25 protein-coding genes are annotated in these 26,687 nt (G+C 72.6%); 8 read left to right on the top strand and 17 right to left on the bottom strand.

The genetic code is table 11. The annotated features are described in order from the left end of the window. Nucleotides 1-117 precede the first annotated feature (117 nt). From AC0VX6_RS01755 to AC0VX6_RS01740, 4 genes are read right to left on the bottom strand one after another with little or no spacing between them, the layout of a single operon-like run. Nucleotides 118-993, bottom strand: a complete 876-nt coding sequence (locus AC0VX6_RS01755; RefSeq protein ID WP_274975921.1) for a protein kinase family protein — start codon at nt 991-993, stop codon at nt 118-120. Continuing rightward, nucleotides 990-1,721 carry an aldo/keto reductase gene (locus tag AC0VX6_RS01750; protein WP_274975920.1) on the bottom strand — a complete coding sequence of 244 codons (732 nt, stop codon included), beginning with the start codon at nt 1,719-1,721 and terminating at the stop codon, nt 990-992. Before AC0VX6_RS01750 ends, AC0VX6_RS01755 begins: the two co-directional genes overlap by 4 nt. After that, complete coding sequence (locus tag AC0VX6_RS01745; RefSeq protein ID WP_274975919.1) at nt 1,718-2,938, bottom strand: JmjC domain-containing protein; 1,221 nt, start codon at nt 2,936-2,938, stop codon at nt 1,718-1,720. The genes AC0VX6_RS01750 and AC0VX6_RS01745 overlap by 4 nt, the downstream gene beginning before the upstream one ends. Before the next feature lie 10 nt (nt 2,939-2,948). Then, nucleotides 2,949-3,125: a hypothetical protein gene (locus tag AC0VX6_RS01740; RefSeq protein WP_274975918.1), complete on the bottom strand. Its 177-nt coding sequence runs from the start codon at nt 3,123-3,125 to the stop codon at nt 2,949-2,951. A gap of 152 nt (nt 3,126-3,277) precedes the next feature. Here AC0VX6_RS01740 and AC0VX6_RS01735 point away from each other — a divergent pair, with 152 nt between their 5' ends. Both AC0VX6_RS01735 and AC0VX6_RS01730 read left to right on the top strand, forming a co-directional pair. Further along, complete coding sequence (locus AC0VX6_RS01735) at nt 3,278-4,018, top strand: helix-turn-helix domain-containing protein (protein WP_274975917.1); 741 nt, start codon at nt 3,278-3,280, stop codon at nt 4,016-4,018. A 7-nt stretch (nt 4,019-4,025) separates the two neighbouring features. After that, complete coding sequence (locus AC0VX6_RS01730; RefSeq protein WP_274975916.1) at nt 4,026-4,493, top strand: NUDIX domain-containing protein; 468 nt, start codon at nt 4,026-4,028, stop codon at nt 4,491-4,493. 146 nt (nt 4,494-4,639) lie between these two features. Here AC0VX6_RS01730 and AC0VX6_RS01725 read toward each other — a convergent pair whose 3' ends face one another. Beyond that, nucleotides 4,640-5,257: a DUF1707 SHOCT-like domain-containing protein gene (locus AC0VX6_RS01725; protein WP_475467254.1), complete on the bottom strand. Its 618-nt coding sequence runs from the start codon at nt 5,255-5,257 to the stop codon at nt 4,640-4,642. A gap of 286 nt (nt 5,258-5,543) precedes the next feature. Between AC0VX6_RS01725 and AC0VX6_RS01720 the strand changes: the two genes are divergently transcribed. The 4 genes from AC0VX6_RS01720 (at nt 5,544) to AC0VX6_RS01705 (ending at nt 7,947) form a co-directional block, all read left to right on the top strand. Next, nucleotides 5,544-5,912, top strand: coding sequence for an MFS transporter (locus tag AC0VX6_RS01720; RefSeq protein ID WP_274975914.1), 369 nt, complete (start codon nt 5,544-5,546; stop codon nt 5,910-5,912). Then, entirely contained in the window at nt 5,909-6,469 is a 561-nt protein-coding gene (locus AC0VX6_RS01715) for a hypothetical protein (RefSeq protein WP_475467252.1), read from the top strand. The genes AC0VX6_RS01720 and AC0VX6_RS01715 overlap by 4 nt, the downstream gene beginning before the upstream one ends. A 376-nt stretch (nt 6,470-6,845) precedes the next feature. After that, the gene (locus tag AC0VX6_RS01710) at nt 6,846-7,241 is read left to right on the top strand and encodes a hypothetical protein (RefSeq protein ID WP_475467250.1); all 396 of its coding nucleotides are present in this window, start codon (nt 6,846-6,848) and stop codon (nt 7,239-7,241) included. A gap of 16 nt (nt 7,242-7,257) precedes the next feature. Next, nucleotides 7,258-7,947 carry a hypothetical protein gene (locus tag AC0VX6_RS01705; protein WP_475467249.1) on the top strand — a complete coding sequence of 230 codons (690 nt, stop codon included), beginning with the start codon at nt 7,258-7,260 and terminating at the stop codon, nt 7,945-7,947. Nucleotides 7,948-7,979: 32 nt separating this feature from the next. Here the strand turns inward: AC0VX6_RS01705 and AC0VX6_RS01700 are convergent, their stop codons facing one another. The 5 genes from AC0VX6_RS01700 to AC0VX6_RS01680 form a co-directional block, all read right to left on the bottom strand. After that, nucleotides 7,980-8,615 (bottom strand): class I SAM-dependent methyltransferase, encoded by a 636-nt coding sequence (locus tag AC0VX6_RS01700; RefSeq protein WP_475469238.1) that lies wholly within the window; start codon nt 8,613-8,615, stop codon nt 7,980-7,982. 38 nt (nt 8,616-8,653) lie between these two features. Continuing rightward, nucleotides 8,654-9,025, bottom strand: coding sequence for an STAS domain-containing protein (locus AC0VX6_RS01695; protein WP_061079278.1), 372 nt, complete (start codon nt 9,023-9,025; stop codon nt 8,654-8,656). A 420-nt stretch (nt 9,026-9,445) separates the two neighbouring features. Next, complete coding sequence (meaB, locus tag AC0VX6_RS01690) at nt 9,446-10,606, bottom strand: methylmalonyl Co-A mutase-associated GTPase MeaB (RefSeq protein WP_475467248.1); 1,161 nt, start codon at nt 10,604-10,606, stop codon at nt 9,446-9,448. A 224-nt stretch (nt 10,607-10,830) separates the two neighbouring features. After that, entirely contained in the window at nt 10,831-13,047 is a 2,217-nt protein-coding gene (gene scpA, locus AC0VX6_RS01685) for a methylmalonyl-CoA mutase (protein WP_274975909.1), read from the bottom strand. Further along, entirely contained in the window at nt 13,044-14,978 is a 1,935-nt protein-coding gene (locus AC0VX6_RS01680; RefSeq protein ID WP_475467246.1) for a methylmalonyl-CoA mutase family protein, read from the bottom strand. The genes scpA and AC0VX6_RS01680 overlap by 4 nt, the downstream gene beginning before the upstream one ends. A 609-nt stretch (nt 14,979-15,587) precedes the next feature. Here AC0VX6_RS01680 and AC0VX6_RS01675 point away from each other — a divergent pair. Both AC0VX6_RS01675 and AC0VX6_RS01670 read left to right on the top strand, forming a co-directional pair. Continuing rightward, nucleotides 15,588-16,322 carry a hypothetical protein gene (locus tag AC0VX6_RS01675; protein ID WP_274975907.1) on the top strand — a complete coding sequence of 245 codons (735 nt, stop codon included), beginning with the start codon at nt 15,588-15,590 and terminating at the stop codon, nt 16,320-16,322. 28 nt (nt 16,323-16,350) lie between these two features. Continuing rightward, nucleotides 16,351-17,127, top strand: coding sequence for a DUF4184 family protein (locus AC0VX6_RS01670; protein ID WP_274975906.1), 777 nt, complete (start codon nt 16,351-16,353; stop codon nt 17,125-17,127). Nucleotides 17,128-17,272: 145 nt separating this feature from the next. On the opposite strand, the gene AC0VX6_RS01665 is transcribed toward AC0VX6_RS01670, so the two are convergent. The 7 genes from AC0VX6_RS01665 to AC0VX6_RS01635 all read right to left on the bottom strand — a co-directional run bounded on the left by AC0VX6_RS01665 (nt 17,273) and on the right by AC0VX6_RS01635 (nt 26,680). Continuing rightward, nucleotides 17,273-18,511, bottom strand: a complete 1,239-nt coding sequence (locus tag AC0VX6_RS01665) for a sulfotransferase family protein (protein WP_274975905.1) — start codon at nt 18,509-18,511, stop codon at nt 17,273-17,275. Between the two features lie 20 nt (nt 18,512-18,531). After that, nucleotides 18,532-18,933, bottom strand: a complete 402-nt coding sequence (locus tag AC0VX6_RS01660; RefSeq protein WP_274975904.1) for a spore-associated protein A — start codon at nt 18,931-18,933, stop codon at nt 18,532-18,534. Nucleotides 18,934-18,962: 29 nt separating this feature from the next. Beyond that, complete coding sequence (locus AC0VX6_RS01655; protein ID WP_475467244.1) at nt 18,963-20,597, bottom strand: serine/threonine-protein kinase; 1,635 nt, start codon at nt 20,595-20,597, stop codon at nt 18,963-18,965. A 131-nt stretch (nt 20,598-20,728) separates the two neighbouring features. Next, nucleotides 20,729-25,129: an FtsK/SpoIIIE domain-containing protein gene (locus AC0VX6_RS01650; RefSeq protein WP_475467243.1), complete on the bottom strand. Its 4,401-nt coding sequence runs from the start codon at nt 25,127-25,129 to the stop codon at nt 20,729-20,731. Between the two features lie 95 nt (nt 25,130-25,224). After that, complete coding sequence (locus AC0VX6_RS01645; protein WP_017563317.1) at nt 25,225-25,521, bottom strand: WXG100 family type VII secretion target; 297 nt, start codon at nt 25,519-25,521, stop codon at nt 25,225-25,227. Between the two features lie 155 nt (nt 25,522-25,676). Beyond that, complete coding sequence (locus AC0VX6_RS01640; protein WP_475467241.1) at nt 25,677-26,324, bottom strand: hypothetical protein; 648 nt, start codon at nt 26,322-26,324, stop codon at nt 25,677-25,679. Between the two features lie 29 nt (nt 26,325-26,353). Beyond that, entirely contained in the window at nt 26,354-26,680 is a 327-nt protein-coding gene (locus AC0VX6_RS01635) for a hypothetical protein (RefSeq protein ID WP_274975900.1), read from the bottom strand. Between the last annotated feature and the right edge of the window lie 7 nt (nt 26,681-26,687).

Here is a 26,687-nt window from a genome sequence, read left to right as displayed (position 1 = left end):
GGACGGAACGGCATCGGTACACGTGGGACAGGCGTGGCCGCGCTCCGCCACCTGACAAGCTGCAGAACAGCAGCCATCATGGCTTGATCGCCGAACGTCCTTGCCCCTCGGAGCGAATCAGGACAGGTCCGCGAGCCGAGCCAGGAGCGTGTCAGCGGTCGAGGCCATCGCTTCGGTCAGCGGCAAGTCCCTTCCCACACGTCTGCTGGCTCGGGCGACGTTGGCGCAGAGCAGCAACCGGCACAGAAGCCCGCTCTTGGTGGCTAGCTGCTCGGTGAATCCCCCGATCACCTTGTCCGCGACCTCGGGGACGCCTAACGAAGCCGCCCACAAGCAGGAGGCGTCCCATCCAATGGGTGCCATCCCCCAGCTCTCCCAGTCCAACAGCACCAGTTCGGGCCCGGTCAGGTTCGCGTACCCGAGGTCACCGTGGGAGCACGCCCATTCGTCGTCCGGAATCCGTGTGTCGACACCTGTGCCGTAGACCTCATGCACACGCCGAGACAAATGGGCCTGATCCAGGGCAACGCGTTCCGTTGCATGCACGGAGAGTTCGGCCAACCCGCTCCTCAGGCTGAACCACCAGGTCTCCGGCAGGTGCGGGTCACTAGCGATCTCAGCGGTGGTCGACACTGCGTTGTCAGGGGCCAGAGACGTTTCCTCGGCCTTCCAGACCACACCACGTCCGGGGTCAGACCAGGCTGCGGCGGCGATCCAGGCGGGTTTGGGAACACCGCGGATAGTTGCCGCCGCCTCTTCCGTCCCAGTCCAGGAGGGGATATCGACGTGTGCGTCGCGCCTCCAGGCCAGACGCACCCACGTGTCGGCGTCGGTGCGGAACCCCGCGGTGCCGTTGAACCGGCTGTAGTGGGCGTCCTCGTACAGCAGTCCACGACCCAGACGCTGTTCGGCCTGAGCCACCACGTCTTCGATGTCCACGGTCGACAGGTCGTCCAACGCAACCAACGGGATGCTGTCCTGAGCAGGCGTCATGATGCGGTGTCGACCCTTTCGGCTCTGCGGCGCAACAGTGTGCGATACCGGTCGACCATGTCGGCCGAGACGGTCAGGGACTCAGCTTGCACGATCTCCTCCAGATGTGCCGGCGAGGAGGTGCCAACAGTCAGCCTTTCGACCTCAGGGACGGCCCAGGCCGCCGCCACCGTCGCCTGAACACGGCTTGCCCGCTGCCCGGGGTCGAGGAACAGCGATGTGTCGACCCACGACCAGAGAGGATCGGCCGCATCACCACCGAAGGGCGCCATACCCCACACCGCTCGGGCCCCGACCCGTGTCGAGAACCGTTCGGCGGCTTCCAGGACCGGGGCTGGAACACTCAGGCCCGCGCGGACCATGACCACATCCGGGCGAGGAACTGACCAGTCACGTGCAGCCAGCACCCGGGGGTTCCAAGAGGAGAGCCCCCACGCACCGCAGTACCCCGCGTAGCGCATCTCCGCCAGGGCCGCGCAGGCATCCTCGAAACCCTCGATCGAGTTTTCAGGGTTGTGCAGGAGCACGGTGTCCGGCACACACCCGAGCTCTTCGGGTATCTCCCGCACCGCCGCTTTCAGTCTTTCCGGGGTCAGGTCGTGCCCGTCGGGGAAGAATCCGACCTTCGTACTGATCTCGAAGGAGGTGAGCAGGCCTCCGGCTGCATCCGCCAGCAACCGGTGGGCAGTGAACCGCTGGTAGTTGAAGGCGGTGTCCAGCCTGGTCACACCGAGTTCAAGGGCCTGTCCGAGCAGGTCACGGTTGGGACCAGACCGGTATAGCCCCAGGACAGTCCTTCGGTCAGCGGAGCACACAGTCCCTCCTTGATCAGATGTGCGGCCACGGCCCGGAGATCGCTGTCCTCCTCCCCGAGGCGGACGGGATGACCCGACAACAGGGCACGCAGCGCCGGTTCAGCACGCGGGTGGAAGGTGAGCTTCTTCCCTCCGCCGGTCACCCGGACCGCTGTGTCGTCAACGGTGAGGACGGGCGGAAACTCGGTGACCGCGACCACATCCGTACCGGTCAAAGGCCCGAAGGAGTGCACCAGAGGCATGTGCCGTTGGGGTGGCGTGTTCGCCCGGAGTTGGTCGAGGTAGTGCGAGGGCGGGTTCGCGCGTGCCGCCTCCGCGAGCCTGGCCACCAGCCCTTCGTCGTCGATAGGACCACGAGCGCTCTCCAGGTCGGTCCGAAACCCCTCGTCCGCGCGCATCGTGTCCGAGAGGAAGTTCGCCCACGTGACACCGGTTCGCTTGGTGATACCGAACGTCGCGTGCAGGGAGTGGCCCTGGTTACCTGAGCCGACCCGGGTCGCGGTGTGCCACCAGCCCCGCGGGATGTGCATGACGTCCCCGGCGGACATCGTCCCCTCCCAGACGACCTCTTCGGACGGCTCCAGGTTCTGTTCGGCGTCCCGGTACATGGGCGATGACCGCGAGGGGCCACGAACCTGCCAGGACTTCTCGCCCGAGAGCTGCACGGCGATGACATCGTGGTCATCCCAGTGCAGATGGAAACCCGGGGTGTCGCCCACGGCCAGGTAGCAGTTGACGGAGACGAGTTCCCCCGACCACCATCCCAGCGCCCGACAGGCGACCTCCATGGTCGGGTCGAAGGTGTCGACGCTGTCGAGCACGATGGTGCCGTCATTGTTCAGGATGGCACCCAGCGCGGCCATGTCCGCCTGCTGCACCGCCTGTCGGCGGCGATTGACGGCGGTGGAGAGGTAGCTGGAGGGGTGAAGTTCCTGTCCCTCGGAGTAGCAGCGCAGTTGCGGGTTGGACAGGTGGCGGCGCTGGATGATCTCCATCAACCGGTAGGGGGTCATCAGGCGTTCGAGCAGTCCGTCGTCGGTCAGGGTGCCACGGGCGAACGCGGTACCCACCACCGCCGGCCCCTGCCAACCGAGCGCCTTCTCGATTCCGGTGACAAGCCGGTGATCCATGGACGTGCTCCTATTCCTTGGGCAGGTTCAAGTCACGGTTCTCACCGTCGTCCCCGGCCGAGTTCTGCGAACTGGTGATGTCGGAGTGCTCCGAACGGTGACGGTCGTGTGCCACGCCCACCTGCTCAACCAAGAGGAGGAGCCCGTCGTGCTCAGCCGTGTCACTGGTATGCGCGAGGTCGCCCATGCGACTTTCCCTTCTGCGAGGTTTGCGCCCAGAAAGCGGTCCTGGGCCCCTGAGGGGAATCTCAGCTGGCGCCAGTTTTTCCACTTCTCTGGGACGCCGCTACCGCATGAAGGACGCCTCGAAAGACGTCCCGGTGCGATAGAAACGTCCCCATGCCCCCCAACGAGCGGCTTCGCATCTGTCTGGAGCGGTCCGGGCACACGATGGCCTCGCTTGCCCTGCACGTGGGCACCGACCCCAAGACCGTGGCACGGTGGGTCAGCACCGGACGAGTGCCCCACCGCCGCAACGCCCACGCCGTGGCGCGTGTACTCGGTGCAGACGTCCGCGAACTCTGGCCCGCCCTGGAGCGGCGGGCCCGGAGAGCTACGGACACGGACCTGGTAGCCGTTCACCGGCAACGCCCCGACGTATCGGCCGAACAGTGGCGCAGCATGTTCGCGGCTGCTGAGAGGACGATCGACATCCTGGTCTACGCGGCCCTGTTTCTCCATGAACAGATTCCCGGGTGGAACGACCTACTCAAGGCCAGAGCCGAAGACGGTGTCCATGTGCGTGTACTCATCGGAGACCCCGACTGTGAGGCCGTGCGTGTCCGCGGCGGGGAGGAGCGCTTCGGCCATGGCATCCAGTCCCGATGCCACCTGGCCGCGATGCACTACCGACCTCTGGCAGCAGTCCCGGGAGTCTCGGTGAGGGTGCATTCCACAACGTTGTACAACTCGCTCTATCGAGCAGACGACCACATGTACGTCAACACGCACATGTACGGGGTCAACGCCTACGGCAACCCGCTGTTGCGGCTCAAACGCACGGCTCCCCAGGGGCTGTTCGACGCGTATGCCGCCAGCATGGACGCCGTATGGTGTACCGCCCGACCTCTTGGGGAGTGAGTAGGACATGGCCCGTACCGAGTACTACGACGACCCTGCGGCTCCCGTTCCCAACAGCCTGGTGGTCGCTGCCAGCGCTGCCGTCCTGGACGAGCAGGACCGTCTGCTGTTGCAACGGCGAGTGGACAACGGGCTGTGGGCGATGCCGGGCGGAGCGATGGAGATGGCCGAGAGCCTGCCCGAAGCCGCCGTGCGCGAGGTGCGTGAGGAGACCGGGTACGAGATCGAGGTGACCGGGCTGGTCGGCACCTACACCGACGCCCGCCACGTCATCGCCTACAGCGATGGAGAGGTGCGCCGCCAGTTCAACGTGTGCTTCCGCGCCCGTGTCGTCGGGGGAGAACTCGCGGTCAGCGACGAGTCGCACGAGGTGCGCTGGTTCACCGCTGAGGAGGCGGCAGGGCTGGAGATGCACCACACCCAGCGGCTCCGGGTGGGGCACGCGCTGGGACGGGGAGGACCGTACGCGGGCTGACCGCACCGGGCCCGAGGGCCGGTGCGGCCGTCACCATGGCGCCACCTGAGGGGTAGCTGTGCGCTGACGACCCCGACTTCGAAGAGGCCTTGGGCAGAGACGCCGCGTCTCCCCGGGACCGATGCCGACAGCCCCGGGCGGGGCGGCTAGTCCTGCTTCGGGCTGCTGTTCAACTTGCGCCGTTCCCAGCGGTTGGGGTGGCGGATGACCACTCCCGCCATGCCGCCGGTCCCGGTGAGCCGGATCAGCGGGGTCCCCGCGAGCCGGTCGGGGGTCGTCTTGTCCTTCAGACCGCCGATGCCGGGGTCCACGCCGCCGGTGTCCGCCGCCCAGCCGTCGGGGATGACGATCGTGACACCGGCCGCCTCCCCGTACGCCTCCACCACGACCTCCGTGAAGCGGCACTCGACCCGGCTGAAGTCGATCTTCACCCCCGCCATGCCCCCGTGGGCGATCACGTGACCAGGCACCTCCCAGCGCCCGGGGCCGCGGGACGCGCCGTGCAGGCCTCCCTTGATCACCAGCGGCGGCTGGCTTTCGGGGAGCTGCGGCTTGGGCAGGTCGGCGGTCAGGACGGCCAGCTCGGCGTGGGTCCTGGAGCTCAGCGCCTGCTCCAGGCGCGTGTCCAGCTCGTCGAGGTCGATGCGCCCCTCGGCCGCCGCGTCGCGCAGTTGCTCCACCACCGCTTCCCGGTCGGCGTGGGAGGCGCGCAGCTCCGCGTGGGGAGCGGTGCGCGCGGGGGGCTTCGGAGGCTGGGCGTTCATGGCACAAGGATAAGAGCGGGCGAACCGGGCTGTACATCGCGGAGGCCGAACCCGTCGGGGCCGTGGAGGCTGGAGTGCCTGGCCTGGGCGTGTCCGGGTTGGGAGCAGCCCCGCTGGCTCGGCGAGGCCACGGTCTGGGATGCGGGCAGGGCGGGTGCGGGTTCCACGGGTGTGGCCACAAGCGGCCGTCGCCGCCTCGGACACCCCTCGGGCGGGTAGGTTCCCTCGCGGCTCGGACGCGCACCGGGCCACGGCCCCGACGACTCCCCCACCGAAGAGGACCGCAGTGAACCTCCACCTGCCCTACCTGATCGGACCTCTCCTCCTTCTGCTGGTGGGCCTCTTCGCGCTGGTCTGCTGCTTCGCGGCCGCGCCGGAACGCCGTGCGACCACCGGGCTGGGCGCGGCGGCGCTGCTGGCCTCCTCCGTCCTGTCCCTGCTCGACCAGCTCTTCTCCCCCTGGGTGCGCGAGCAGGTGGCGGACTCCGAGACCACCGCGCTGATCACTGGCGTGTCGCACCACCTGTCCGCGGCCCTCCTCGGTGCGGGCATGCTCCTGCTGGTCCTGGCCGCCACCCGGAGGACATCGCGGACCGAACCGCCCCCTCCGACCTCCTCCACCTACGGCGGAACGCACGAGGAGGCCCGGCGATGACCGATCAGGGACCCGACCTGGTGCAGTTCCTCCTGAACCTGCTGACCGTGGTGCTCCCCCCGCTGCTGGCGGGGGCCGTCGCGCTGGCCCTCGCCGGGAGGGCTCCCGGCGGGCGCGGCCTCGTCCGCACCGGAGGCGGCCTGCTCGTGCTCCTCAGCATCATCCAGGGGGCCCGGGAACTCTGGTTCCGGTTCCTCTTCCTCCCGTCCTTGGTGGAGAACGGTGAGGTGCCGGTCCCGTTCCCGGTGCTGTTCGCCCTCGACATCGGGGTCCACGTGCTGCTCGCGGCGGCGCTCGTCCTGCTGCTGTGCGCGGTGATCAGCTCCCGGGGACGGCGTCACGCGCCCCGGGGAACCGTTCCGCGACGACCGGAGCAGCAGCCGGAACCACGGGGCAAACGTCCGGGCGGCGACCCGTACGACGGTGGCCGGTCCTCCGCGCACGCTTCGAACGCCCACCCGGCAACGGGCGATCCCGGCCACCGCGGCGACGCTTTCGACGGCGGAGGCGGTTACGGCGGCGGGGCCGACGGCGGAGGCGGTGGAGGCGGCTTCTAGCCCTCCGGCGCTTTGATCCGCTTCCCTCATGAGCACGGTGTCACCTCCGACTGTTCCGCCACCGCTTCCCACGACGCTCCGATCCGGTCCCGACACGAGCACGACGTCACCTCCGGCTGTTCTGCCGCCCTTCCCGATCCCATGTTCCTCACCGGGGTCGGGGGCCGCCACAGCCGAAAGGGATCTGTGGAAAACTCCCGCGGCGGGTCCGCCGTCCCACCTCACATACGCGGACGGCGACGCCCGGCCGCCGCCGCGGACGGACCCGCCGCCCCGCCCCGCGCGGGTGTCGGCGGCCCCTCGCACCGGCGCTGACCAGGCGAGCGGCCCGGCGTGAGAGCCTGATTCCGCGCGTGACCCACAGGAAAGGCCCCGGATGCACCTGATCTCCCCCCTCTACACCGTCTCCTCCGTCATCTCCCTGCTGTTCGAGGTCCTCTACCTGCTGTTCGGCGTCATCGTGCTGGCCCTCAGCGGCGTGGTGGCCTCCGACCGCAGGGGCCTCGTGGCGACGGGCGGCGCCCTGATCGTCCTCGGCGCCCTCGGCGACCTGGCGGTCCAGATCTGGACCTTCACCCCCATGTACGCGGGCGTGGACATCACGGTGCACACCACGGTGCTCCCGGCCCTGCACCTGGTGTTCACGCTGCTCTTCGTCGGCGGCCTGCTCGCTCTGGTGCTGGCCGCGGCGAAGCGCCTCACGGCCCGGACGACCGCTCCGCCACCGCCGCCCGGCGACCACCCCGGTCCGCGGCCCTTCCCGACCCGCTGACACGAGGAGCCCTTCGATGACCTCCCTCCCTCCGACCCTGGGTTCGCTCCTCTACCTGATCGGCACGCTCCTCCTGCTCGCGGTGGGGATCACCGCGTTCGTCCGCGCGAAGGGATCGCCCTTCCCCGGCGCCGTCCGGACCGTGGGGGCCCTGCTCACCGCCGCCGTGCTCGTCCAGGTCGCGAGCTCGGTGGTCAGCTTCGCCTTCGGGGCCATGGACCTGTCCTTCGAAGCGGTCATGACGGCCACCGGGCTGACGAACGTCATCGTGGAGCTCCTGTACGGGCTCACGGTCACCGGAGCGCTGGTCGTGCTCGCCGTGGCCCTGGTCCGGTCGAAGTCCACCGCCGCCCGCGCCGCCGGTCCGGCCGCCGCGGGCCACGCGGCCGGTCACGCGTCCGCGCCGCCCGCGTCCGGCCAGCCGTACGGGTACGGGCAGGCCTACCCGGCGCCGCCCGAGCACGACCGTACCGGGTACGGGTACGCCCACCCCGGCGGCGGGGCCGCCGGACACCCGGGAGCCGCCGGACACCCGGGCCCGGAGGGCCACCAGCCCCCGTCCGGTGAACCCGGGGGCGGCACCGGTTGGAGTCCGGGCAACAGCGGAGGCTTCGGCGGTGGATCGGGCCCCTACTCCGACGGCGGGGGAGGCTCCTCCTCCGGTGACGGCGGCGGCGGTGGCGGTGGCGGTGGCGGCGGGGACTGATCTCCGGAGGACCGGCCCGACCTCGAACGGGGTCAGGCCGGTCGCGTGTAGACCAGCGAGTAGCGCCAGAACAGCAGCCGCCGCAGACGTGCGCCGGGCAGCACCTCACCGGCCTCCTCCGCGATCTCGCGCAGACCCATCCGCGGGTCGCGCACCGGCATCTCGGCGGTGGGACCCACGCTGTGCAGGTTCGGCGTGCCGGTGAGGGCGCGGCCCAGCCGCAGGCCGAGCCCGACCGCCCACTGCGGGCCCAGCGCGGCCAGACCGGCCGCGACGTCGGCGGCGTCCCTCTCGGCGTACAGGCCGAGGACGGCCAGCGTGCCGCCGGGGGCGAGGGCGGCGGCCATCCGTTCGAGCGAGGGCCCGAACGGCATGTGGTGGATGCTGGCGATCGAGCTGACGAACCCGTACCCCCCGGGACGCGGCTCCGTCTGCGCCAGCGCGGCCACGCGGTAGTCGACCGGCAGCCGGGCGGGCGTGCGTTCACGGGCCGAGGAGATCATCCGCGGTTCGGGGTCGATCGCGTCGACGGCGATCCCGCGGGAGGCCAGGGACCTGGCGAACCTACCGCCGCCGCACCCGACGTCGAGCGCTCGGGTGCAGTGCGGGGGCACGTGGCGGAGGAGGTGTTCGTGGTAGTGGCTGTTGTGGTCCCAGGAGATGTCCACGGGACTCGGGGGGAGGACTGGACTCATGCGCCCGGAGGCTATCCGGCCTGGCGCTTGGCCTCCAGTGCCTCCATGGCGGCGACGGCGGTGGCCACGGTCTGGTGGACCGGGACCTGGCGGTGCAGGCCGACCAGGCGGACGACCTTGGTGACGCGTTCGTTCAGAGCGGCCAGCGCCAGCGATCCGCCCAGTTCGCGGACGGTCCTGTAGGCGTTGATGATGACGTTCAGACCGCTGGAGTCCATGAAGTCCAGACCGGACAGGTCCAGGATCAGCCAAGGACCGTGGTCCTCGACGGCGGACTGGATGTGTTCCTGGAGGTCGGCGGCGGTCGCGATGTCGAGTTCTCCCTCGATCGCGACGATGACGCTGCGGCTCTCCACCCGCGTGCTCAGCCCAAGCCTGTGCACGTTCACTCCTCCCGGCCCCACGTTGAGATGGTGAGGGGACCCTTCGCTTAACCATACGCAGACCGGCGGACCACGCCCACCCGGACCGGCGCCACTCCCACAGAGCCGGTCCGACGTCAGGGGGGAGCGTATGGTACGTCCGCGAGCCTGGTAAGTCGTTGGACACACACGGTATAAGCGAACCGCCCGTTCGGGAATGGCATACCGGAAGAAATTTTCGCCTCCTGGGCACGAACTCGGCGGTGAGCGCCCGTTATCTGCCGTTGTCACGGGGACATTTCATGACATGGGATGCGCCATGGACACCCGGGCAACGCTGCACGGCGGCGCCGCGGTCACCGGGCGTTCACCCGACGGACCGGACCCGCGCCCCGGCCGGGGGGAGGCCGACCGCGCCCCGGCCCGGTGCCGTCCCCGCGTTCACCCGCCGGACGGACCCGGATCCCGGGAAGGCTCCGCATCGTGCTCCGGCACAGCGCCGCCTTCGGATTCACCTGTCGGGTCCGCTCCCCGCACCGCGCCGCCCACGCGTTCACCCTCCGGACGGGACCCGCGGTCCCGGGTGAAGGAGTCCAGCAGCGTGCGCGCGGCGAGGGTCGCCGTGGTCTCCCCCGACCGCACCCGCTCCTCCGTCCCCGGCAGGAGCGAGGCCACCCGTGGATCGCGCAGGAACGCGTCCATGAGCTGGTCGCGGACCTGGTCCCACATCCAGCTGACCCCCTGGCGGCTGCGGCGCTCGGCCAGCGCGCCGTCGCGCTCCAGCACCGCGCGGTGCCGGGTCACGGCGTCCCACACCTCGTCGAGCCCGTCGCCGGTCAGGCCGCTGCACGTGAGCACCGGCGGACGCCAGTCGGGGTGCACCGGCTGGAGCAGCCGCAGCGCCCGCGACAGCTCGCGGGCCGCCCTGCGCTCGTCGTCGGCGTGCGGCCCGTCGGCCTTGTTGACCGCGACCAGGTCCACCAGCTCCAGCACGCCCTTCTTGATGCCCTGGAGCTGGTCCCCCGTGCGGGCGAGCGTGAGGAAGCAGAAGCAGTCCACCATGGCGGCGACCGCGACCTCGGACTGGCCGACGCCCACCGTCTCCACCAGGACCACGTCGAACCCGGCCGCCTCCATGAGCAGCATGGTCTCCCGCGTGGCCCGGGCGACACCGCCCAGGGTCCCCGCCGTGGGTGAGGGCCGGATGAACGCGTTGGGGTCCACCGCCAGGTGTTCCATCCGGGTCTTGTCGCCCAGGATGCTGCCGCCGGTGCGCGTGGAGGAGGGGTCCACGGCCAGCACCGCCACCCGGTGCCCGGCCTTGGTCAGCCGGGTGCCCAGCGCGTCGACGAACGTGGACTTGCCGACGCCGGGGACCCCGGTGACGCCCACCCTGCGGGCCCCGCCGGTGTGCGGCAGCAGCCGCACGAGCAGCTCCTGCGCGGCGCGCGCGTGGTCCGGACGGCGGGACTCCACGAGGGTGATCGCCCGTGCGAGGGTGGGCCGGTGCCCGGCCAGGACCCCCTCGGCGAGGGCGTCCACGTCCACCTGACGGCGCCGCCCCGAACGCCGCGCGCCCGGCACGGAACCCTGCTCCGCCACGCCTGCCTCCCTCTTCCCTGTCCCGGCGCCGCCTCCCGGCCCGGCCCGTCTTCGCTCTGCCGGGCCCTCGCCCGCAGCGTGTTCCCTCCGGCGGGCCCTCGGCCACCGCGTCCGCACACGCCGCGTCCCGGTCCGCGGCGTTCCCGCGCGGGCGCGCCCCGCCCGACAGGTGCCCGCGCCGCCGGGGCGGCCGACACGACGGTCGGCGCCCCTCGCGCCCTCCGCTACCCCAGCCGTTCGTCCAGCTGGTCGAGCAGGTCGACGGCGGCCTCGGCGATGACCGTCCCCGGCGGGAAGATCGCCGACGCGCCCGCCTCCCGCAGCGGCGCGAAGTCCGCCGGGGGGATGACCCCGCCCACCACGATCATGATGTCCCCCCGGTCCAGCCGGGCCAGCTCCTCGCGCAGCGCGGGCACCAGGGTCAGGTGCCCCGCGGCCAGGGAGGACACCCCGACCACGTGCACGTCGGCCTCCACGGCCTGCGCGGCGACCTCCGCCGGGGTCTGGAACAGCGGGCCGACGTCCACGTCGAAGCCCAGGTCGGCGAAGGCGGTCGCGATGACCTTCTGGCCCCGGTCGTGGCCGTCCTGGCCCATCTTGGCGACCAGGATGCGGGGGCGGCGGCCCTCGTCCTCGGTGAACTCCTCCACCCGGCGGGTCACGCGCTCCATGAGGTCGGCCGCGTCGGCGCTGCCCGCCGCCTCGTCCCTGTACACACCCTGAATCGTACGGATCTGCCCGGAGTGGCGGCCGAAGACCCTCTCCATGGCGTCGGAGATCTCGCCCACGGTGGCCTTGGCTCGGGCCGCGTCGACCGCCGCCGCCAGGAGGTTGCCGGTCAGGGCCTCGTCCGCCCGGGACTCGCCCCCGGCGGCCGCGGTGAGCGCGTCGAGCGCGGCGCGCACCCGGTCCTCGTCGCGCTCCTCGCGCAGGCGGCGCAGCTTCTCCAGCTGCTGGGCGCGCACCCGGGAGTTGTCGACCTTGAGGACCTCGATCTCGTCCGCGCCGTCGGGGCGGTACTTGTTGACGCCGATCACCGGCTGGCGGCCCGAGTCGATGCGCGCCTGGGTGCGGGCGGCGGCCTCCTCGATGCGCATCTTGGGCAGCCCGGCGTCGATCGCGGCGGCCATACCGCCCGCCTTCTCGACCTCCCGGATGTGCTCCCAGGCCCTGGCCGCCAGCTCCTGGGTGAGGCGCTCCACGTAGTAGCTGCCGCCCCAGGGGTCCACGACGCGGGTGGTGCCCGACTCCTGCTGGAGCAGCAGCTGGGTGTTGCGGGCGATGCGCGCGGAGAAGTCGGTGGGCAGGGCCAGCGCCTCGTCCAGGGCGTTGGTGTGCAGCGACTGGGTGTGGCCCTGGGTGGCGGCCATCGCCTCCACGCACGTGCGGGCCACGTTGTTGAACACGTCCTGGGCGGTGAGCGACCACCCCGAGGTCTGGGAGTGGGTGCGCAGGCTCAGCGACTTGTCCCCGGTCGCGCCCAGGTCCCTGACCAGGCGCGCCCAGAGCAGGCGGGCGGCGCGGAGCTTGGCGACCTCCATGAAGAAGTTCATGCCGATCGCCCAGAAGAACGACAGGCGCGGCGCGAACACGTCCACGTCCAGCCCGGAGCGCTGCCCGGCGCGGATGTACTCCACGCCGTCGGCCAGGGTGTAGGCCAGCTCCAGGTCGGCCGTGGCCCCGGCCTCCTGCATGTGGTAGCCGGAGATGGAGATGGAGTTGAAGCGCGGCATCCGCTGCGAGGTGTAGGCGAAGATGTCGGAGATGATCCGCATCGACGGCTTCGGCGGGTAGATGTAGGTGTTGCGGACCATGAACTCCTTGAGGATGTCGTTCTGGATGGTCCCCGACAGCTTCTCCGGCGGGACGCCCTGCTCCTCGGCGGCCACGATGTAGAGCGCCAGGACCGGCAGCACCGCGCCGTTCATGGTCATGGACACGCTCATCCTGTCCAGCGGGATCCCGTCGAACAGCTGGCGCATGTCGTAGATGGAGTCGATGGCCACGCCCGCCATGCCGACGTCGCCCGCCACCCGGGGGTGGTCGGAGTCGTAGCCGCGGTGGGTGGCCAGGTCGAAGGCGACCGACAGGCCCTTCTGCCCGGCGGCCAGATTGCGCCGGTAGAAGGCGTTGGACTCCTCGGCGGTGGAGAACCCGGCGTACTGGCGGATGGTCCACGGCTGGTTGACGTACATGGTCGGGTAGGGCCCGCGCAGGTAGGGCGGTATGCCGGGCAGTCCGTCCACGAAGTCCAGGCCCGCGCGGTCGGCGGGGGTGTACAGCGGCTTGACGCCGATGCCCTCGGGGGTCTCCCACTCCAGGGCGTCGGCGGCCTTGCCGGTCCCGGCCTCCAGCGCTGTGTGCCAGGCGGCGTGTCCGGAGGCGGTGTCGCCCTGGAAGGCGGGGAGCCGCGGCGGGACGTCGGAGAAGTCGGGGATCATGCGTGCGCCCCCTCGGCAGTGGCGGACGGTGCCGGCGGGTCGGCGAGCAGGACGTCGACCAGGTCGGTGAGGAGGGCGACGGCGTCGCACCCCCGGTGGGCGAAGGCGTCGACCCCGGCCTCGCGGTAGGAGTCGTCGGGCGCGCCCGCGAGCAGGATCCGGAGGGCCCCCGCGCGCCTGAGCGCCCGCGCGGCGTCCTCGGCCTGCTCGGCGTAGACCGCGTCGGAGGAGCAGAGCACCGCGACGCGGCTGCCCGAGGCGGCGAAGGCCTCCGCGACGGCGGCGGCGCCGTCGAGCGGGCCGGGTTCGTGTGAGGCGACGCCGCCCGCGGCGAGCAGGTTGGCCGCGAAGGACGCGCGGGCCGTGTGCGCGGCGACCGGTCCCAGCGTGGCCAGGAAGGCGGTGGGCCGCCGTCCCGTGTCGCCCGCGCGGGCGTCGCTGCGGTCGCGCAGGGCCTCGTAGTCCTCGGCGTAGCGGCGCACCGGGAAGCCGCCGGGGACCGGGGCCGGCGGCCGCGAGGGGTCGGCGGGCCGCACCAGCGGGACCTCGTCGGCGTTGGGGAACTCGCTGACGCCGGTGAGCGGGGAGCGCCGGTGGGCGAGGTCGAGGCGGCGGCGCGTCCACACCGCGTCCACGCGCTCGCGCAGCAGGCCGTGCTCGACGGCCTCCGCGGCTCCGCCCGCGGCCTCCAGTTCCCGGAAGAACGCCCAGCCCGCCCGGTACAGGTCGCGGGTGAGCGCCTCGACATAGAAGGAGCCCCCGGCGGGGTCGATGACCCGCGCCAGGTGGGACTCCTCGATGAGCAGGGACTGGGTGTTGCGGGCGATGCGGCGGGCGAAGTCGTCGGGCAGGCCCACCGCGGAGTCGAAGGGGACGGCGGTGACCGCGTCGGCTCCCCCGACCCCGGCGGCGAAGCAGGCCACGGTCGTGCGCAGCATGTTCACGTGGGGGTCGCGCCGGGTCGTCATCGCCTCGGAGGCGGCGGCGTGCAGGCGCATGGCGCGCTGGTCGGCGGGCACCCCGCTGGCGTCGAGGACCTGGTCCCACATGGCGCGGACGGCGCGCAGCTTGGCGATGACGCCGAACTGGTCGGCGTTCGCGGCCAGGCGGAACTCGATGCGCCGCGCGGCGTCGGGCAGGTCCATCCCGGCGGCGTGCAGGGCGCGCAGGTAGGCGGTCCCCGCGGCTATGGCGAAGCCGAGCTCCTGGGCGTCGGAGCCGCCCGCGTTGTGCACGAGGCGGCCGTCGGCCACGAGCAGCCCCAGGCCGGGGCGCCCGCGGGCCAGCTCCGCAGCCAGGCGTGCGGGGTCCATGACGTCGGGTCGCCCGCCCGCCAGGGCCGCGGTGCCGAGGGGGTCGATGCCCAGGTGGGAGATGATCCGGCCGTCGGGGACGCCCGCGTCGGCGTGGGCGTCGAGCAGCGCGGTGGCGGCGTCGGCGTGGTCGGCTCCGGCGTCCAGGACCACGGGCGCGAGGTCGAGGTAGACGTCGCTGAGGGCCTGGCCGAGCGCGGAGACGGGCAGGCCTGCGCCGCCGACGGCGATCCACAGCGAGCTGACGCCGTTCATGAGGTCGGCGTGCAGGCGCCGCCGCAGGACGGCCGGGTCGGCGTCGGTGTGGCGGGCGCGGATGTCCCAGCCCTCGGGGACCGACCCGCCGGGCCGGTGGCCCCGGGTGAAGGGGGGCAGTCCCGGGAAGCCGGGGTCGGCGGCCGGGGGGTCGGATGTGTAGAGGGGCTCGATGTCGAACCCGTCGTAGGTGTGCGTGGCCAGTACCGACTCGGGTGTGTCGGTGAGCCGGTCCTCGGGGACACCGCTCTTGCGCAGCACCCCCGCCACGAGTTCGCGCCACCGCTCGTGTGTGGCGGCGGGGAACCCGTCGGCCGGGTTGGGGGCGCCGGATCCGGCGGCCCCGCTCTCAGGGACGTCCATATAGTGGATGGTAGAGAATCGCGTTCGGTCGCGCCGCCCCGGGGTGTGGGGCACGGCACACCGCGTGTCGGACCGGCCCCGACCGCGTGCGGCGGAGACGCCGGCCCCGGGGCGGAGGCCGCGCCGGAGGTCGACACGACGGGCTTCACCTGCGGCGGGGCGCCCACCGGGAACGGGCGGGGCCCGAGCACCGACGAGTCGCCGATGCCGCCCGAGCCCGCCCCGGGCGCGCCCCGGCACGAACCGCTCGCCCGCCGTGCCCTGGCGGAGGCCACCGAGAGGACGTGGACGGCGGACCCCTATCCAGCCTCCGAGTGGGTGCAGCGGTCCACCGGGGCCCGGGAACGCGGCGCACGCCCACGGCCGCGAGGGGGCGCGCGCTTCCGTGCCTGCTCACAGCGGGGACGGAGGTCTCGGGGGTCTCCGACGCCTCAGGAGTCCCGCACTTCACCGAAGTGTCACCACACGCCTTCTTTCAGTGAAGTGGAACACACTCCTGGTATTCGGTGAACCGACGGAGGGTGACGGGAGTCGGATTGGCGGGCCACCCCATGCGTTTCACGGTCCACGGCATCCCCCCAACCCCCATCAAGGATGAAAAGGACAGAGATGCCCTTCTTCCCCCCTCACGGCCGCTTCGCCCTTACCCCGGCGGTCTCCCTCTCGCTCGTGTTCGCCCTGTCCGCCTGTGGCGGCGGGGAGGACACCGCGGAGGCCTCGGCGCCCTCGGAAGAGGCCGTCGAGGAGACCACCGCCGCAGAGGGCACTCCGCCGGAGGCGTTGTCCCAGGAGGAGCTCGCCGAGCTCCTCGTCGAAGCCCCCGTTCCCGTCTCCAGACCACAGGCGGACGAGTCCGCCCTGCCAGCCGAGCCGGAGTCCTCCGCGTCGGTGTCCGAGCGGGCGGCCTGGGCCCTGCTGACGGAGGTGACCCGCAAGGCCTCCCGCGTCGATCCGGGCGCCGCCGCCGCGTGTCCCGAGCAGATGACGGAACCCGTCGAACCGGGCCTGAGCTGCACCCTCACCTACGGCGGCCTGGACATGCAGTTCCCGGTCCTGTCCGGGGACGGCGGCGCCGCCTTCCGGTTCGAGTACCCGGAGCTGCCCACCGTGCGCGAGGTCGTCGAGGAGACCATCCGCTTCGACCACGGCGTAGAGGCGGTGTACTGCGACATGGACGACGTCGTGGCCGTCGAGCCGGGCGCTGAGCGGGCCCCCTACCTCTGCTACGCCCGGGACGGAGGGCTCGCTGGGTCGGACTCCCCGGAGGACACGGTCTCCCCCTACGAGGTCTTCGTGCTCATCGGGGGGACCCTGGCCACCTACCAGTACCTGGACGCGGAGTAGCGGCCGGGCCCGTCAGGGGGAGGACGAGGTGCCCTTCACCCCCAGCCATGTGGCGGCGGTCCTGCCCCTGGCGCGCACCGGGCTGCCGCCCGCGGCCCTGGTCGTCGGGTCGGTGGCGCCGGACCTGCCGTACTACCTGCCGCTGCCCGTGGCCGCGGCGACCACGCACGGCCCCGCCGGGCTGTGGCTGGACGTGCTGCTCGGCGGCGCCGTGCTGGCGCTGTACGCGTACGTGCTCCGGCCGCCGCTGCACGCGCTGGCCGGAGGGTCCACGGCACCGCGTGTCCGGGCTCCCCGGTCGGCGCGGGGGGCGACGCGGGCCGCCGCGCTGACCTCCGCGGCGCTGGCGGTGGGCTCGGTCACGCACATGGCCTGGGACTCCTTCACCCAGACGGGCGGGGCCCTGGTGCGGGCCTGGCCGCTGCTGAGCACCCCGGTGGCGGGCCCGCACCTGCTCTACAACGTGCTGATGTACGCGAGTTCGGCGGGCGGCCTGGCCGTCCTGGCCTGGTGGGTGCACCGCGAGCGCGCCCGCCGCGCGGGCACCGGGAGCGCGGGCCGGGAGGCGGGTGAGCGCTCCGGGCCCGTCCCCGGTGGCCGCGTGCGCGTCCTGGCCCTGTCCGCCCTCGCCGTGTGCGCGGTGGCGGGCGCCGTGGCGGGCGGTCTGTCCGACCGCGCGCAGGTGAGCGGCTACGACCTCGTGCGGTGCCTGCTCGTCGGGGCGGTCACCGGCGGCGGGCTGGGCCTGGCCGCGTGGACGGCGGTCTGGTGGTCGCGGCGGCCACTGCGCCGCACGGCGCGCTGACACAGCGCCCTCGCGGTGGCCGTCCGGACGGCCACCGCGAGGGCGCGGACGCGGACCCCGCTCGGACCGGGCGGTGCGAGCCCGGCTCGGACCGGCCGCACGCCACGGCGTGGGCCGGATCCGGCCGGGCTCGCACCGCGGTTCCTCAGGCCCCGCCCCCTCGGGCGCGGGCCGCCCCGGCGCCGGTCAGGTCCGGACCGAACGCCGCGTGCACCTCCTCGGCGGTGAGGCCGTAGTACTCCGGGCTGTACCGGTGGCCGCCCGGGTTCGTGCGCCGGTCCGCTCGCGTGTAGGCGAGCGTGCGCGCCCGGGTGTCGGCGTCGAATTCCTCGCCGAGGCTGCTCCAGACGCGTTCGGCCGCCCCGAGCGGGTCGGACGTCAGCTCGCCGTAGGGCAGGTCCAGGAAGCGCTCCGGGCCGTGCTCGCGGCGCACGCGGCGGGCCCGCTCGGCGCCCGCCGCCCAGATCCCCAGCCACTCGCGGCCGATCCGGTGCGGGTCCACGTCGCTGTTGTGGATGTGCATCGAGGCCTCGGTCAGGCTGGCCCACGACGCCATGGCCCGTACCGGGTCGCGGTCGGTCATGACGACCACCGCGTCGGGGAAGACGTTGAGCAGGGCGTCGAGGTTGAACAGGTGCAGGGGCGACTTGAGCACCCAGCGCCGCGCGGGACGCTTCCACTGCAACGCCTGGAGCTGCTGCTTGAGGTAGGCGTAGTCGGGGGTGGCGTCGCGCCCCTCGACCCAGGCGCGGTAGTCCGGGGAGGCGGCGCGGACGTGGAAGAACATCCCGTGCGGCAGGAGGAAGACGCACTCCTCGGGTTCGAGCGGGTGCATGGGGTGGATGGTCTGGAACCCCGGTCCCATGGCGTCCATGCCCCGGACCAGCCTCCGCGCCAGCGCGAGGCGCTCGCGCCTGCTCACGGTGCGCTCGCCGGGCCTGCCCGTGTCGGGGACCGGGCTCAGCATCTCCCACAGCCGCGGGGCGCGGGCCCGGACGTGCTGGGCCAGGAGCCCGTGGCCGAACGTTGTGCCCGTCCTGGGCAGTCCGGTGATGAACACCGGCCGCTCGACGGGCTGGGCCGCGACCTCCGGGTTGGCGTCGAGCAGGTGGAGCATGCGCAGGCGCGTCTCCAGCCGCCGCCGGACCTCGCCCCGCAGGCCGATCCGGCCGACGGGGGTGACGCCGGGCACCGCCTGCCAGGCGTCGTGGAGCACGCGCATGTCCGAGAGGAAGGGTTCGTCGGAGGGCCAGGGGAGACCGCTGCTGGCGGAGGCCTCCGCCAGCATGGCGTCGAAGGCGCCCTCGGCGGCCCCCAGGCTCTGGTCGAAGGGTTTGAGCAGGGTGTTGACCGGGTTCATCCACCACGGGTGGTGCACGTTCACAAGCGCCCTCTCTTGTTGTTTCAGCCGCAGTTGGTGCCGTTGCGCAGGACCCACTCGTCGCCGACCACGCCGCCCCAGTCCACGCAGTGGCCGGCGGCGTCGGCGTAGACCGGGCCCGCGTACTCCGTCCAGTCGCCCGGGTCGGTGTCCCAGGACGTGGAGTCGCTGCGTTTGAGGGCCGCGTCCATGTTGACGGCGCTGCCCGGGTCGGTCCGCACCACGACGACGCAGTTGCGGCCGTTGGAGTTGTTGTAGGTGAGGAAGACGGTGCCTCCGTTGACGGAGGCCTCGTTGACCACCCCGTATCCGCTCCCGCACTGGCCCCCGTAGGAGGCGGCGGTGGCGGGCACGGGGGTGGCCACCGCAACGGTCAGGGCCAGGCCCGCCACGGCGGCGGCCCCGCGTACGAGGGTCTTCGGCATGTCTCTCCCGTCGTTTCGAGTTCCGGCCCCTACCACGGCGGGGTGCCCGTACCGCTGGTGCTGTGCCGCTCCACCAGGCGGGTGATGGTGACGGTGCCGTCGGCGCCGGTGGTGTAGGTGACCTCGGCGGTGATGGTGCGGCTGCCCTGGTTGACGTAGCCGGTCAGGGCCGAGGGGCTGGAGGGGACCGAACCGGCGCCGCCGTCGCCCACCGATCCGCCCTGGCTCTGGCAGAAGCTCCACGCGCACACCACGGTGGCGCCGTCGAGCACGGCGTACTGTCCCGAGCCGCCGGAGGGCTGGAAGGCCACGACGTGCTCGCCCGGCGGGCGTGTTCCGCCCGCGCCCACCCCGGCGCCCACGGTGGCCGTCGTGGTGGTGGAACCGCCGCCGGAGCCCTCCCCGTCCTCCTCGCTCTCGGAGGCCTCCTCGGAGGGTTCCCCGGAAGGGTCGTCGGAGGGCGAGGCGCTCTCCTGCGGCTCCTGGCCCACCGGCCCCGGGCGCCGCCGTTCCTCCGCGGTCTGCTGCGCTTCGGCCGCGTCGGCCGACTCGTCCCCGAACCAGGCGGCCATGGGCAGGGAGTCCCAGTTGCCGACCAGGGCCACACCGCCGAATCCCAGCCCCGCGAGCAGGACCAGGGCGCCCAGGGCGGCGCCGACCAGGGCCAGCACCCTGCCGGAGCCGCCGGAGCTCCGGTCGGGGGCCACCGCGAACTCGCGCTCGGGGGCGGCCTGCACTCCCTGCCAGGTGTGGTCGACCACGGCGGCCATGACGCCGCCCGCCGCCGCGGCGGACTCCACGGGGGCGTAGGAGCGCCCCGGGTTGCCCGCGGCGACCACCCCGCTGACCAGCTCCAGCGCCGTCGGCCGCTCGGACGCCTCCTTGCTGAGCGCACGGGCGGCCAGGTCGGCGAGGGGTCCGCTGAAGCCCTCCGTGTCCGGTTCGCCGCTGATCACCCGGTGGGCGACGGCGGCCGGGTCGCCGGTGCCGAAGGGCGGGCGCCCGGTCGCCGCGTAGGAGACCAGCGCACCCCAGGCGAAGATGTCGTCGGCGGTGCTGGCGGGCGCGCCCCGGTAGTGGTCCGGGCTGATCCAGCCGGGTGAGCCCAGCACGGACCCGGTGCGGGTCAGCGCGGTCTGGTCGATCGCGCGGGCCACGCCGAAGTCCAGGACGCGGGGGCCCTCCGGGGACAGCACGATGTTGGCGGGTTTGAGGTCGCGGTGGGCGATGCCGACCTCGTGGATCTGGGCGAGCGCCTCGGCCACCCCGGCGGCCAGGCCGAGCAGGAGCTGTTCGCCGAGCGGGCCGTTCTTGCGCATGTAGGCGCTGAGCGTCATGCCCCGCACCAGCGGGGTGACCAGCCAAGGCCGTTCGGCCTCGGTGTCGGCGGCCAGCAGCGGCACGGCGCAGGCGCCGCCCACCCGGCGCAGGAGTTCCACCTCGCGGGCGAAGCGTGCCCGGAACTCCGGGTCGGCGGAGTACTCGGGGTGGATGAGCTTGACCGCGACCAGGGCACCGCCTTGGTCACGGGCCGCGTACACGACGCCCATGCCTCCGGAGCCCAGGCGCCTGAGCGGCCGGTAGGGGCCGATGCGCGCGGGGTCGGTGGAGGTCAGTTCGGTCGCGGTCGCGGGGAGAGTGACGGCTGAGGGGTGCGTACTCACTGCTGTCTGCTCACAGGTCTCGTTCGGGACGGGGTGGGGGGCACGGGGTCCTCCGCCGGAGGGGGGAAGGGGAGGAAAGGGGCACACTCATGAATATCACCGGTTCCGGTCCGGCCGCCCCGGGCGGGGCGTCAGGGCATCGGCACCCTCACCTGTTGGATACGGCCGTCGCCCAGGTGCAGGTAGGCGGTGCCGGGGGTGAGACGGGGACTGGACACGCCCTTGGGCAGGCGCATGCCCAGCACCTCGCCGTCGCTCTGGGCCTGCGGCGAGAGCAGGGCCCCCACGCGGTTGCGCTTGAGGTGGACGTGCCACCCGTTGAAGCCGCCCTGGAGGGCCTCGTTGGTTCCCGCCGCGACGATGCCCCACCCGGCGCCGACCATGCCGCGGGCGATACGGGTGAACTCCTTGCCGAGGTCGCTCTGGAGGAGGAGTTCGGCGTCGTCGATCATCACCACGGCGGTCTCGCCCTGGAACCGGCCCAGCGCCTCGTGCAGTTGGGACAGCTTCGGCTCGGCCGCGTCCAGGACCCCCTGGACCCCCGGCTGGTGGCGCAGGTCCGCCAGTCGCGAGGAGCGCGGGGTGACCAGCAGGAGTTCGGTGCCGGCCTCCAGCAGCGACCTGGCCATCGTGGCGAGCATGCTGGAGCGTCCGGACTGGGGCGGCCCGCTCACCAGGAACGTCGGGACGCGCGACAGGTCGGCGCTGACCGCGGTCAGCTCGTTGCCTCCCACGCCCAGCAGCGCGTGCAGCGGACGCGGGGCCCCGGAACGGTACCGGGCCGTGTCGGCGTAGGTGAGCCGGTCGGGCAGGACGTCCACCCGGAACGGGCGCGGCCCGGGTTCCTCCTGGGGCCTCCGGGACACGAAGTCGGCGATACGGGCCAGTTCGGCGCCCTGCACCGAGCCCTGCGGGTCGCGGTTGAGCAGGGCGAGCTGGACCTCCATGGCGTCCCCGGCGCGGAAGGCCCTGCCGTCGGGGATCTCCTCGGGCAGCGAGCGGGCGTTGAGCCCCGCGGCGCTGTAGTCGCCGTTGTCGTTGCAGCGCAGCACCAGCAGCTCCTCGGTGGTGGAGGAGTACTTGGTGCGGGTCAGGAGGCGGTCGCCGGTGGCCACCACGTGCACGCCCACGCCCGCCCCGTCGCGCATGAGGGTGGTGACGCCCTCCACCAGGGCGCCGTAGTTGTACTCGCCGAAGGTCTGCTCGAAGGCGTCCACGCGGTCGATGAACAGCACCACGTGGGCGGGGCGCTCGTCCGGCGCCAGCTTGGCGCGCAGCTCCTCCAGGTCGGCGCAGCCGTGCGCGGCGAGCAGCTTCTGGCGCCGGTCCAGCTCCTCGCCGAGCATGCCCAGCAGGCGCACGACCCGCTCCCCCTGCGTGCGCTGGGCCACGGCGCCGCAGTGCGGGAGCCGTTCCATCGGCAGCAGGGCGCCGTTGCCGCAGTCCAGGCCGTACATGTGCACGTCGCCGGGGTGGTGGGCCAGGGCGAGGGAGGCGGAGATGGTGCGCAGCGCCTGGGACCGGCCGGTGCGGCCCGAGCCCATGATGTGCAGGTGTCCCGTCCTGCCCAGGTCGAACACGTACGGGAACTGGCGCTGCTGGGCGGGCACGTCGACCAGCCCCACCGGAGCGGGCTGGACCCGGCCGTGCACGGCCTGCGGGGAACGGCCCCGCAGCAGTTCGGACAGGGTGAGCGCGGTGGGCAGCGCGGGCAGCCACGGGCTGGGCTGGCGGCGGGCGCCCGACCGCTCGGCGGCCTCCTTGACCGCGGCGACCAGGACGGTCAGGTCGGTGACCTCCACGTCGCCGGTGTCGGCGGGGCCCTGGACGGCCGCGGGCGCGGGCAGTGCGAGGTCCGACCACTTCACGGCGTGCGCGACCGGGTCGGAGGCGTTGGCCGCGGCCACGACCCTGCGCCCGCCCACCCGGCCGGACTGGAAGGGCAGCAGGGAGGCGTGCCCCAGGCGCGCGTAGGCGCGCCCGGGGGTGTCGATGCCGATGTGCGCGGACTCGGCGGCGTCGATGACGTCCCGGCTCTCGGCCTCGTCGGTCATCCGCAGGGCGATGCGCAGGTTGGTGTTGGCGCGGATGTCGTTGGTGACCACGCCGCCGGGGCGCTGTGTGGCCAGTACCAGGTGGATGCCCAGGGAGCGTCCCCGCTGGGCGATGTTGACCAGGCCCTTGACGAAGTCGGGCAGCTCGCGGGCCATGGAGGCGAACTCGTCGATGACCAGCATCAGGCGGGGCATCTGCGGCATGCGCGGGTCGCGGTCCAGCAGTTCCAGGTAGTCCTCGATGTCCTTGGCCCCGGCCTTGGCGAGGATGTGCTCGCGCCGGTGCAGTTCCGCGCCCAGCGACACCAGGGCCCGGCTCACCAGGTGGGTGTCCAGGTCGGTGACCATGCCGACGGTGTGCGGTAGTTCCACGCAGTCCTTGAACGCGCTGCCGCCCTTGTAGTCGATCAGCACGAACGACATGGACTCGGGGCGGTTGACCGCCGCCAGGGAGGCCACGAGGGTCTGGAGCAGTTCGGACTTGCCCGAACCGGTGGTGCCGGCGATGAGGGCGTGCGGGCCGTCCCGGCGCACGTCCACCGAGAACGGGCCGTCCAGACCCGTGCCGAGCGTGGCGACGGTGCTGCGCCCCCCGGAGGCCCAGTGGGCGGCGATGGCCTCGCCGTCGGGCGGTTCCAGGCCGATGACGTCGAGCAGGCGGGCGCTGCGCGGCAGCGAGCCGCCGCCCTCGCCGACGCTGCTGTCGCGCATGGGCGCCAGGGCGCGGCCCAGCCGGTCGGCCCAGGCCGCGGAGGGCACGTCGGCGCGCACGTCCTCGACGTTGTCGAAGGAGGTGCGGCGCAGGCGCATGCCGTGCGGGGTCGAGCTGACCACGGCCTGGCACTCCTCGGGGAGCAGGCGCTCGTCGGCGTCCAGGCACAGGACGTAGATTCCGGCCTCGGGGCCCTCGCGCAGCAGCTGGACCACGCCGGGCAGCGAGCGGATGCGCCGGGCCCCGTCGAGCACCACCACGACCGCGGGCTGGTCGGCGAGGTCGCGCCGGGCCTGCTGGCGGGTCTCCAGGAGCATGAGCAGCTCCGACACCCGGCGGGCGCAGGTGGTGGCGTCGATGCCGATCCGGCCGAGCGAGAGCTGGGGGCGGTCGCCGCGCAGGTGGGGCAGGTAACGGGTCCAGCGCCAGCGGTTGTGGTCGCCCTCCATGGACAGCAGGTACAGGTGCAGTTCGGCGGGGCTGTGCAGGGCGGCGAGCTGGGCGACCAGCCAGCGCTCCAGGGCCTCGGCCCCCTCGCCGCGCCCGGCCACGCCCACGACCCCGTTGTCCTTGACCGACACGCTCACCGGGACGTCGCGCATGTCCCAGGTGACGTCGCGGCGGTGCTCGTCCTTGGTGGGGTCGCTCAGGACCACCTGGGAGGGGATGCTGCCGGTGCCCACGCGCAGCTGGGTGAAGTCCTCGTCGATCTGGCGGCGCTCCCACAGCCGCGCGCGCGGGCCGGTGGCCAGCAGCAGCACGGCGGCGGGGTCGGGGCAGGTGTCGCGGAGCTTGCGTTGTTCGGCGACGAGGGCGTCGCGCGCGTCGCGGGTGACGCGTTCCTTCTTCTCCTCGTACTCGGTGAGCTGCTTGTCGTAGCGCGCCTTGGTGGTGCGCCGCTGCATGATCTGCATGAACAGCACCGAGACGGGGGCGAGCAGGCCGATGAGCAGGTACTGGGGGCGGCCCATGATGAGCGCGCTGCCGACCGCCATGGTGATCGGGATGAGGATCATCATGATCAGCTGGGTGATCGGGCGGTCCGGCGGTTCGGGCGGGGTGGGCAGCTTGAACCTGGTCTTCGTGGGTGCCGGGTGCAGGCGGGGCGGGCGGTTGTAGTCCAGCCCGGTGCCGTCGTCGGAGGCCACCACGGAGGCGTCGGGGCGGTGGTTGGGCCACACCTCGAAGAGGGTGCCGCCCAGGGTGAGCTGCTCGCCCTGCGGCCAGACGGTGTCCGGGCCGACCTCGTCGCCCTCCAGGGAGCAGCCCCGGCCCCCGCTCGTGCCCAGGATGGTGGCGGTCCCGTCCGGGGCGACCCGGATCCGCGCCCAGTAGCCCTCGGTTTCCACGGCGAGCACGGCGACCTCGTCGTCGCCGACGACGTAGTCGCCGGGGTCGAGGCGGACCACGCGCCCGGCGTCGGGGCCCGAGACCACGCGGACCTCGACCACGCCGGGAGGCTCGCCCTTGACCGGGGCGGGACCGCCCACGCCGACGAGGGAGCCGTCCAGGAAGCCCGCGTCGGCCAGGGAGGCGGACGGGTCCACGGGCCGGTCGCCCAGGTACAGCGGCACGTCCTGGCCGGGCGCGCGGGGCAGGGTGCGCACCATCGGATCGACGGCCTCGGCGAGCTGGCGCACCGTGGCGCTGGGGTCGGCGTCGACGAGGACGTCCAGGCGCAGCGCGGAGGACGCCACGGGGCCGCCGCCGTCGGGGCCGTCCGCGGCCGGACCGGTGGCTGGGGTCGCTGTGAAGAGGAGGCGCACGGTGGGACTGCTTCCGGGTTCGTCGTCGGGTCGTGGCGGGGACGGCGCGAAGGCGCCGCCCCGCCTTCCGGGTGGTGCCGGGGTCTTCCCCGGGATCAGCCCCTGAGGCCCTCGCCCAGCTTGTCGTCGGTCTCGCTGAAGGTCTCGCCGACGGTCTTGATGTACTTGCCGATGCCTTCGAGGCCCTTGTTCACACCCTCGAAGCCGGTGTTGAACTCCTCGAAGAACGGGCGGAAGTGCTTCTCGGCGGCCGGGGTGCTGTAGCCGTCCGAGATGAGGCCGTCGACCTTGCTCTTGATGCCTTCCAGGCGCTCGGTGAACTCGTTGAACTCCTGGATGAGGGAGGACGAGGTCTCCTCGGTCTTGTCGCTGTCGACGTTGTACACGGGCATGTGTGCCTCCTGCTGGTCTGGTCGGGTGGGTCCTGTCGCTCGTGCCCGGTCGGCGCGGTCGTGGCGGGGGCCTGGACCGCTTCCGCGAGCACCATTGTGGTGGATACGTCATCCCGCGTGGTGGTTCGCCCCGTTCACCACCGGTCCCGGTCCCCTCAGGTGGTCCGCTCGACCTCGCGGAACCGGAACCGCGCGCTCGCGGTGACGGCGTCGAAGAGGTCCAGGACCTCCTCGACCTGCTGGGAGTTGGGGCTGGTGCAGCTGACCATGACGCGCCTGTCGAGCCCGGGGAGCTCGAAGGCGGTGTGCATGACCACCGACCGGACGACGGCGTCCTCCAGGTCGTGGTCGGCGATGCCGAAGACGCGACCGCACGTCCCCGCGCCGGACTCGGGAAGGTCGACCACGTCCTTGCGCAGCCAGGTGCCCTCGCGCGCGGTGGCGGTGTCCGGGTAGACGTGCTCGATCATCCGGATCGGGTCCATGGCGTGCGCCCCCCTCCCCGCCGGGAAGGCGAACACGCAGACGGTCGCCATGAAGAAGCCGTCGTCGTACTCCTCGAAGACACCCGCCGCCGCCAGCAGGCCCGCTCCGACCACGTCGCTCGTCACCTGGGCGATGTCACCGAACATGTCGTTGAGGGCGGCCAGCTCCTCGGGCCTGTTCCCGTGCATCTCGACGGCCTGGGCGCGCAGCCGGGCGAGGGCGTCCCCGCTGAGGTCGTACTGCGTCCACGTCTCGGGGACGGCGATGTCGAACAGGATGTCGACCTCGGGTACGTCCTCTTCGAACTGGTAGGGCATGGAGGTGCCTCTCCTCTGCTGCCTCGGGGTCAGACGGCGACCTGGTTGGGCGGGGGAGCGGGCTTGTCGCCCTCCGTCAGGCTCGCGCCCAGCTTCTCGTCGGCCTCCCGGAAGCTGTCGATGACCGGGGTGATCGCCTGGAGCAGGGCGCCCAGGTCCTCGGCCTGGCGCTCGTAGTTCTTCTTGCAGTCCTCGCCGTAGTCCTTGGCCTTGTCCACGAGGTCGCCGGGGCCGATGTCCTCGGACCTGTCCTCGGGGCTCTCGACGTTCTCGCCCGCGAAGGCGTTCTGGATGCGCCACAGGGAGCGCTCCATCTCCTCCAGGGCGCCGATGTCGATCCTCACGACACGTGCCATGCGTACT

It is taken from the genome of Nocardiopsis sp. iso_25 (assembly GCF_056173305.1).
Note: the sequence above shows the minus strand (reverse complement) of the source record. Positions and strands in the feature narration are given on the sequence as shown.

Bases quoted from the DNA above. Each gene is read 5' to 3' on its own strand.
- AC0VX6_RS01755 (WP_274975921.1), bottom strand. From the start codon at position 993: ATGACGCCTGCTCAGGACAGCATCCCGTTGGTTGCGTTGGACGACCTG.
- AC0VX6_RS01745 (WP_274975919.1), bottom strand. From the start codon at position 2,938: ATGGATCACCGGCTTGTCACCGGAATCGAGAAGGCGCTCGGTTGGCAG.
- AC0VX6_RS01740 (WP_274975918.1), bottom strand. From the start codon at position 3,125: ATGGGCGACCTCGCGCATACCAGTGACACGGCTGAGCACGACGGGCTC.
- AC0VX6_RS01735 (WP_274975917.1), top strand. From the start codon at position 3,278: ATGCCCCCCAACGAGCGGCTTCGCATCTGTCTGGAGCGGTCCGGGCAC.
- AC0VX6_RS01730 (WP_274975916.1), top strand. From the start codon at position 4,026: ATGGCCCGTACCGAGTACTACGACGACCCTGCGGCTCCCGTTCCCAAC.
- AC0VX6_RS01725 (WP_475467254.1), bottom strand. From the start codon at position 5,257: ATGAACGCCCAGCCTCCGAAGCCCCCCGCGCGCACCGCTCCCCACGCG.
- AC0VX6_RS01715 (WP_475467252.1), top strand. From the start codon at position 5,909: ATGACCGATCAGGGACCCGACCTGGTGCAGTTCCTCCTGAACCTGCTG.
- AC0VX6_RS01710 (WP_475467250.1), top strand. From the start codon at position 6,846: ATGCACCTGATCTCCCCCCTCTACACCGTCTCCTCCGTCATCTCCCTG.
- AC0VX6_RS01705 (WP_475467249.1), top strand. From the start codon at position 7,258: ATGACCTCCCTCCCTCCGACCCTGGGTTCGCTCCTCTACCTGATCGGC.
- scpA (WP_274975909.1), bottom strand. From the start codon at position 13,047: ATGATCCCCGACTTCTCCGACGTCCCGCCGCGGCTCCCCGCCTTCCAG.
- AC0VX6_RS01680 (WP_475467246.1), bottom strand. From the start codon at position 14,978: ATGGACGTCCCTGAGAGCGGGGCCGCCGGATCCGGCGCCCCCAACCCG.
- AC0VX6_RS01675 (WP_274975907.1), top strand. From the start codon at position 15,588: ATGCCCTTCTTCCCCCCTCACGGCCGCTTCGCCCTTACCCCGGCGGTC.
- AC0VX6_RS01660 (WP_274975904.1), bottom strand. From the start codon at position 18,933: ATGCCGAAGACCCTCGTACGCGGGGCCGCCGCCGTGGCGGGCCTGGCC.
- AC0VX6_RS01645 (WP_017563317.1), bottom strand. From the start codon at position 25,521: ATGCCCGTGTACAACGTCGACAGCGACAAGACCGAGGAGACCTCGTCC.
- AC0VX6_RS01640 (WP_475467241.1), bottom strand. From the start codon at position 26,324: ATGCCCTACCAGTTCGAAGAGGACGTACCCGAGGTCGACATCCTGTTC.
- AC0VX6_RS01635 (WP_274975900.1), bottom strand. From the start codon at position 26,680: ATGGCACGTGTCGTGAGGATCGACATCGGCGCCCTGGAGGAGATGGAG.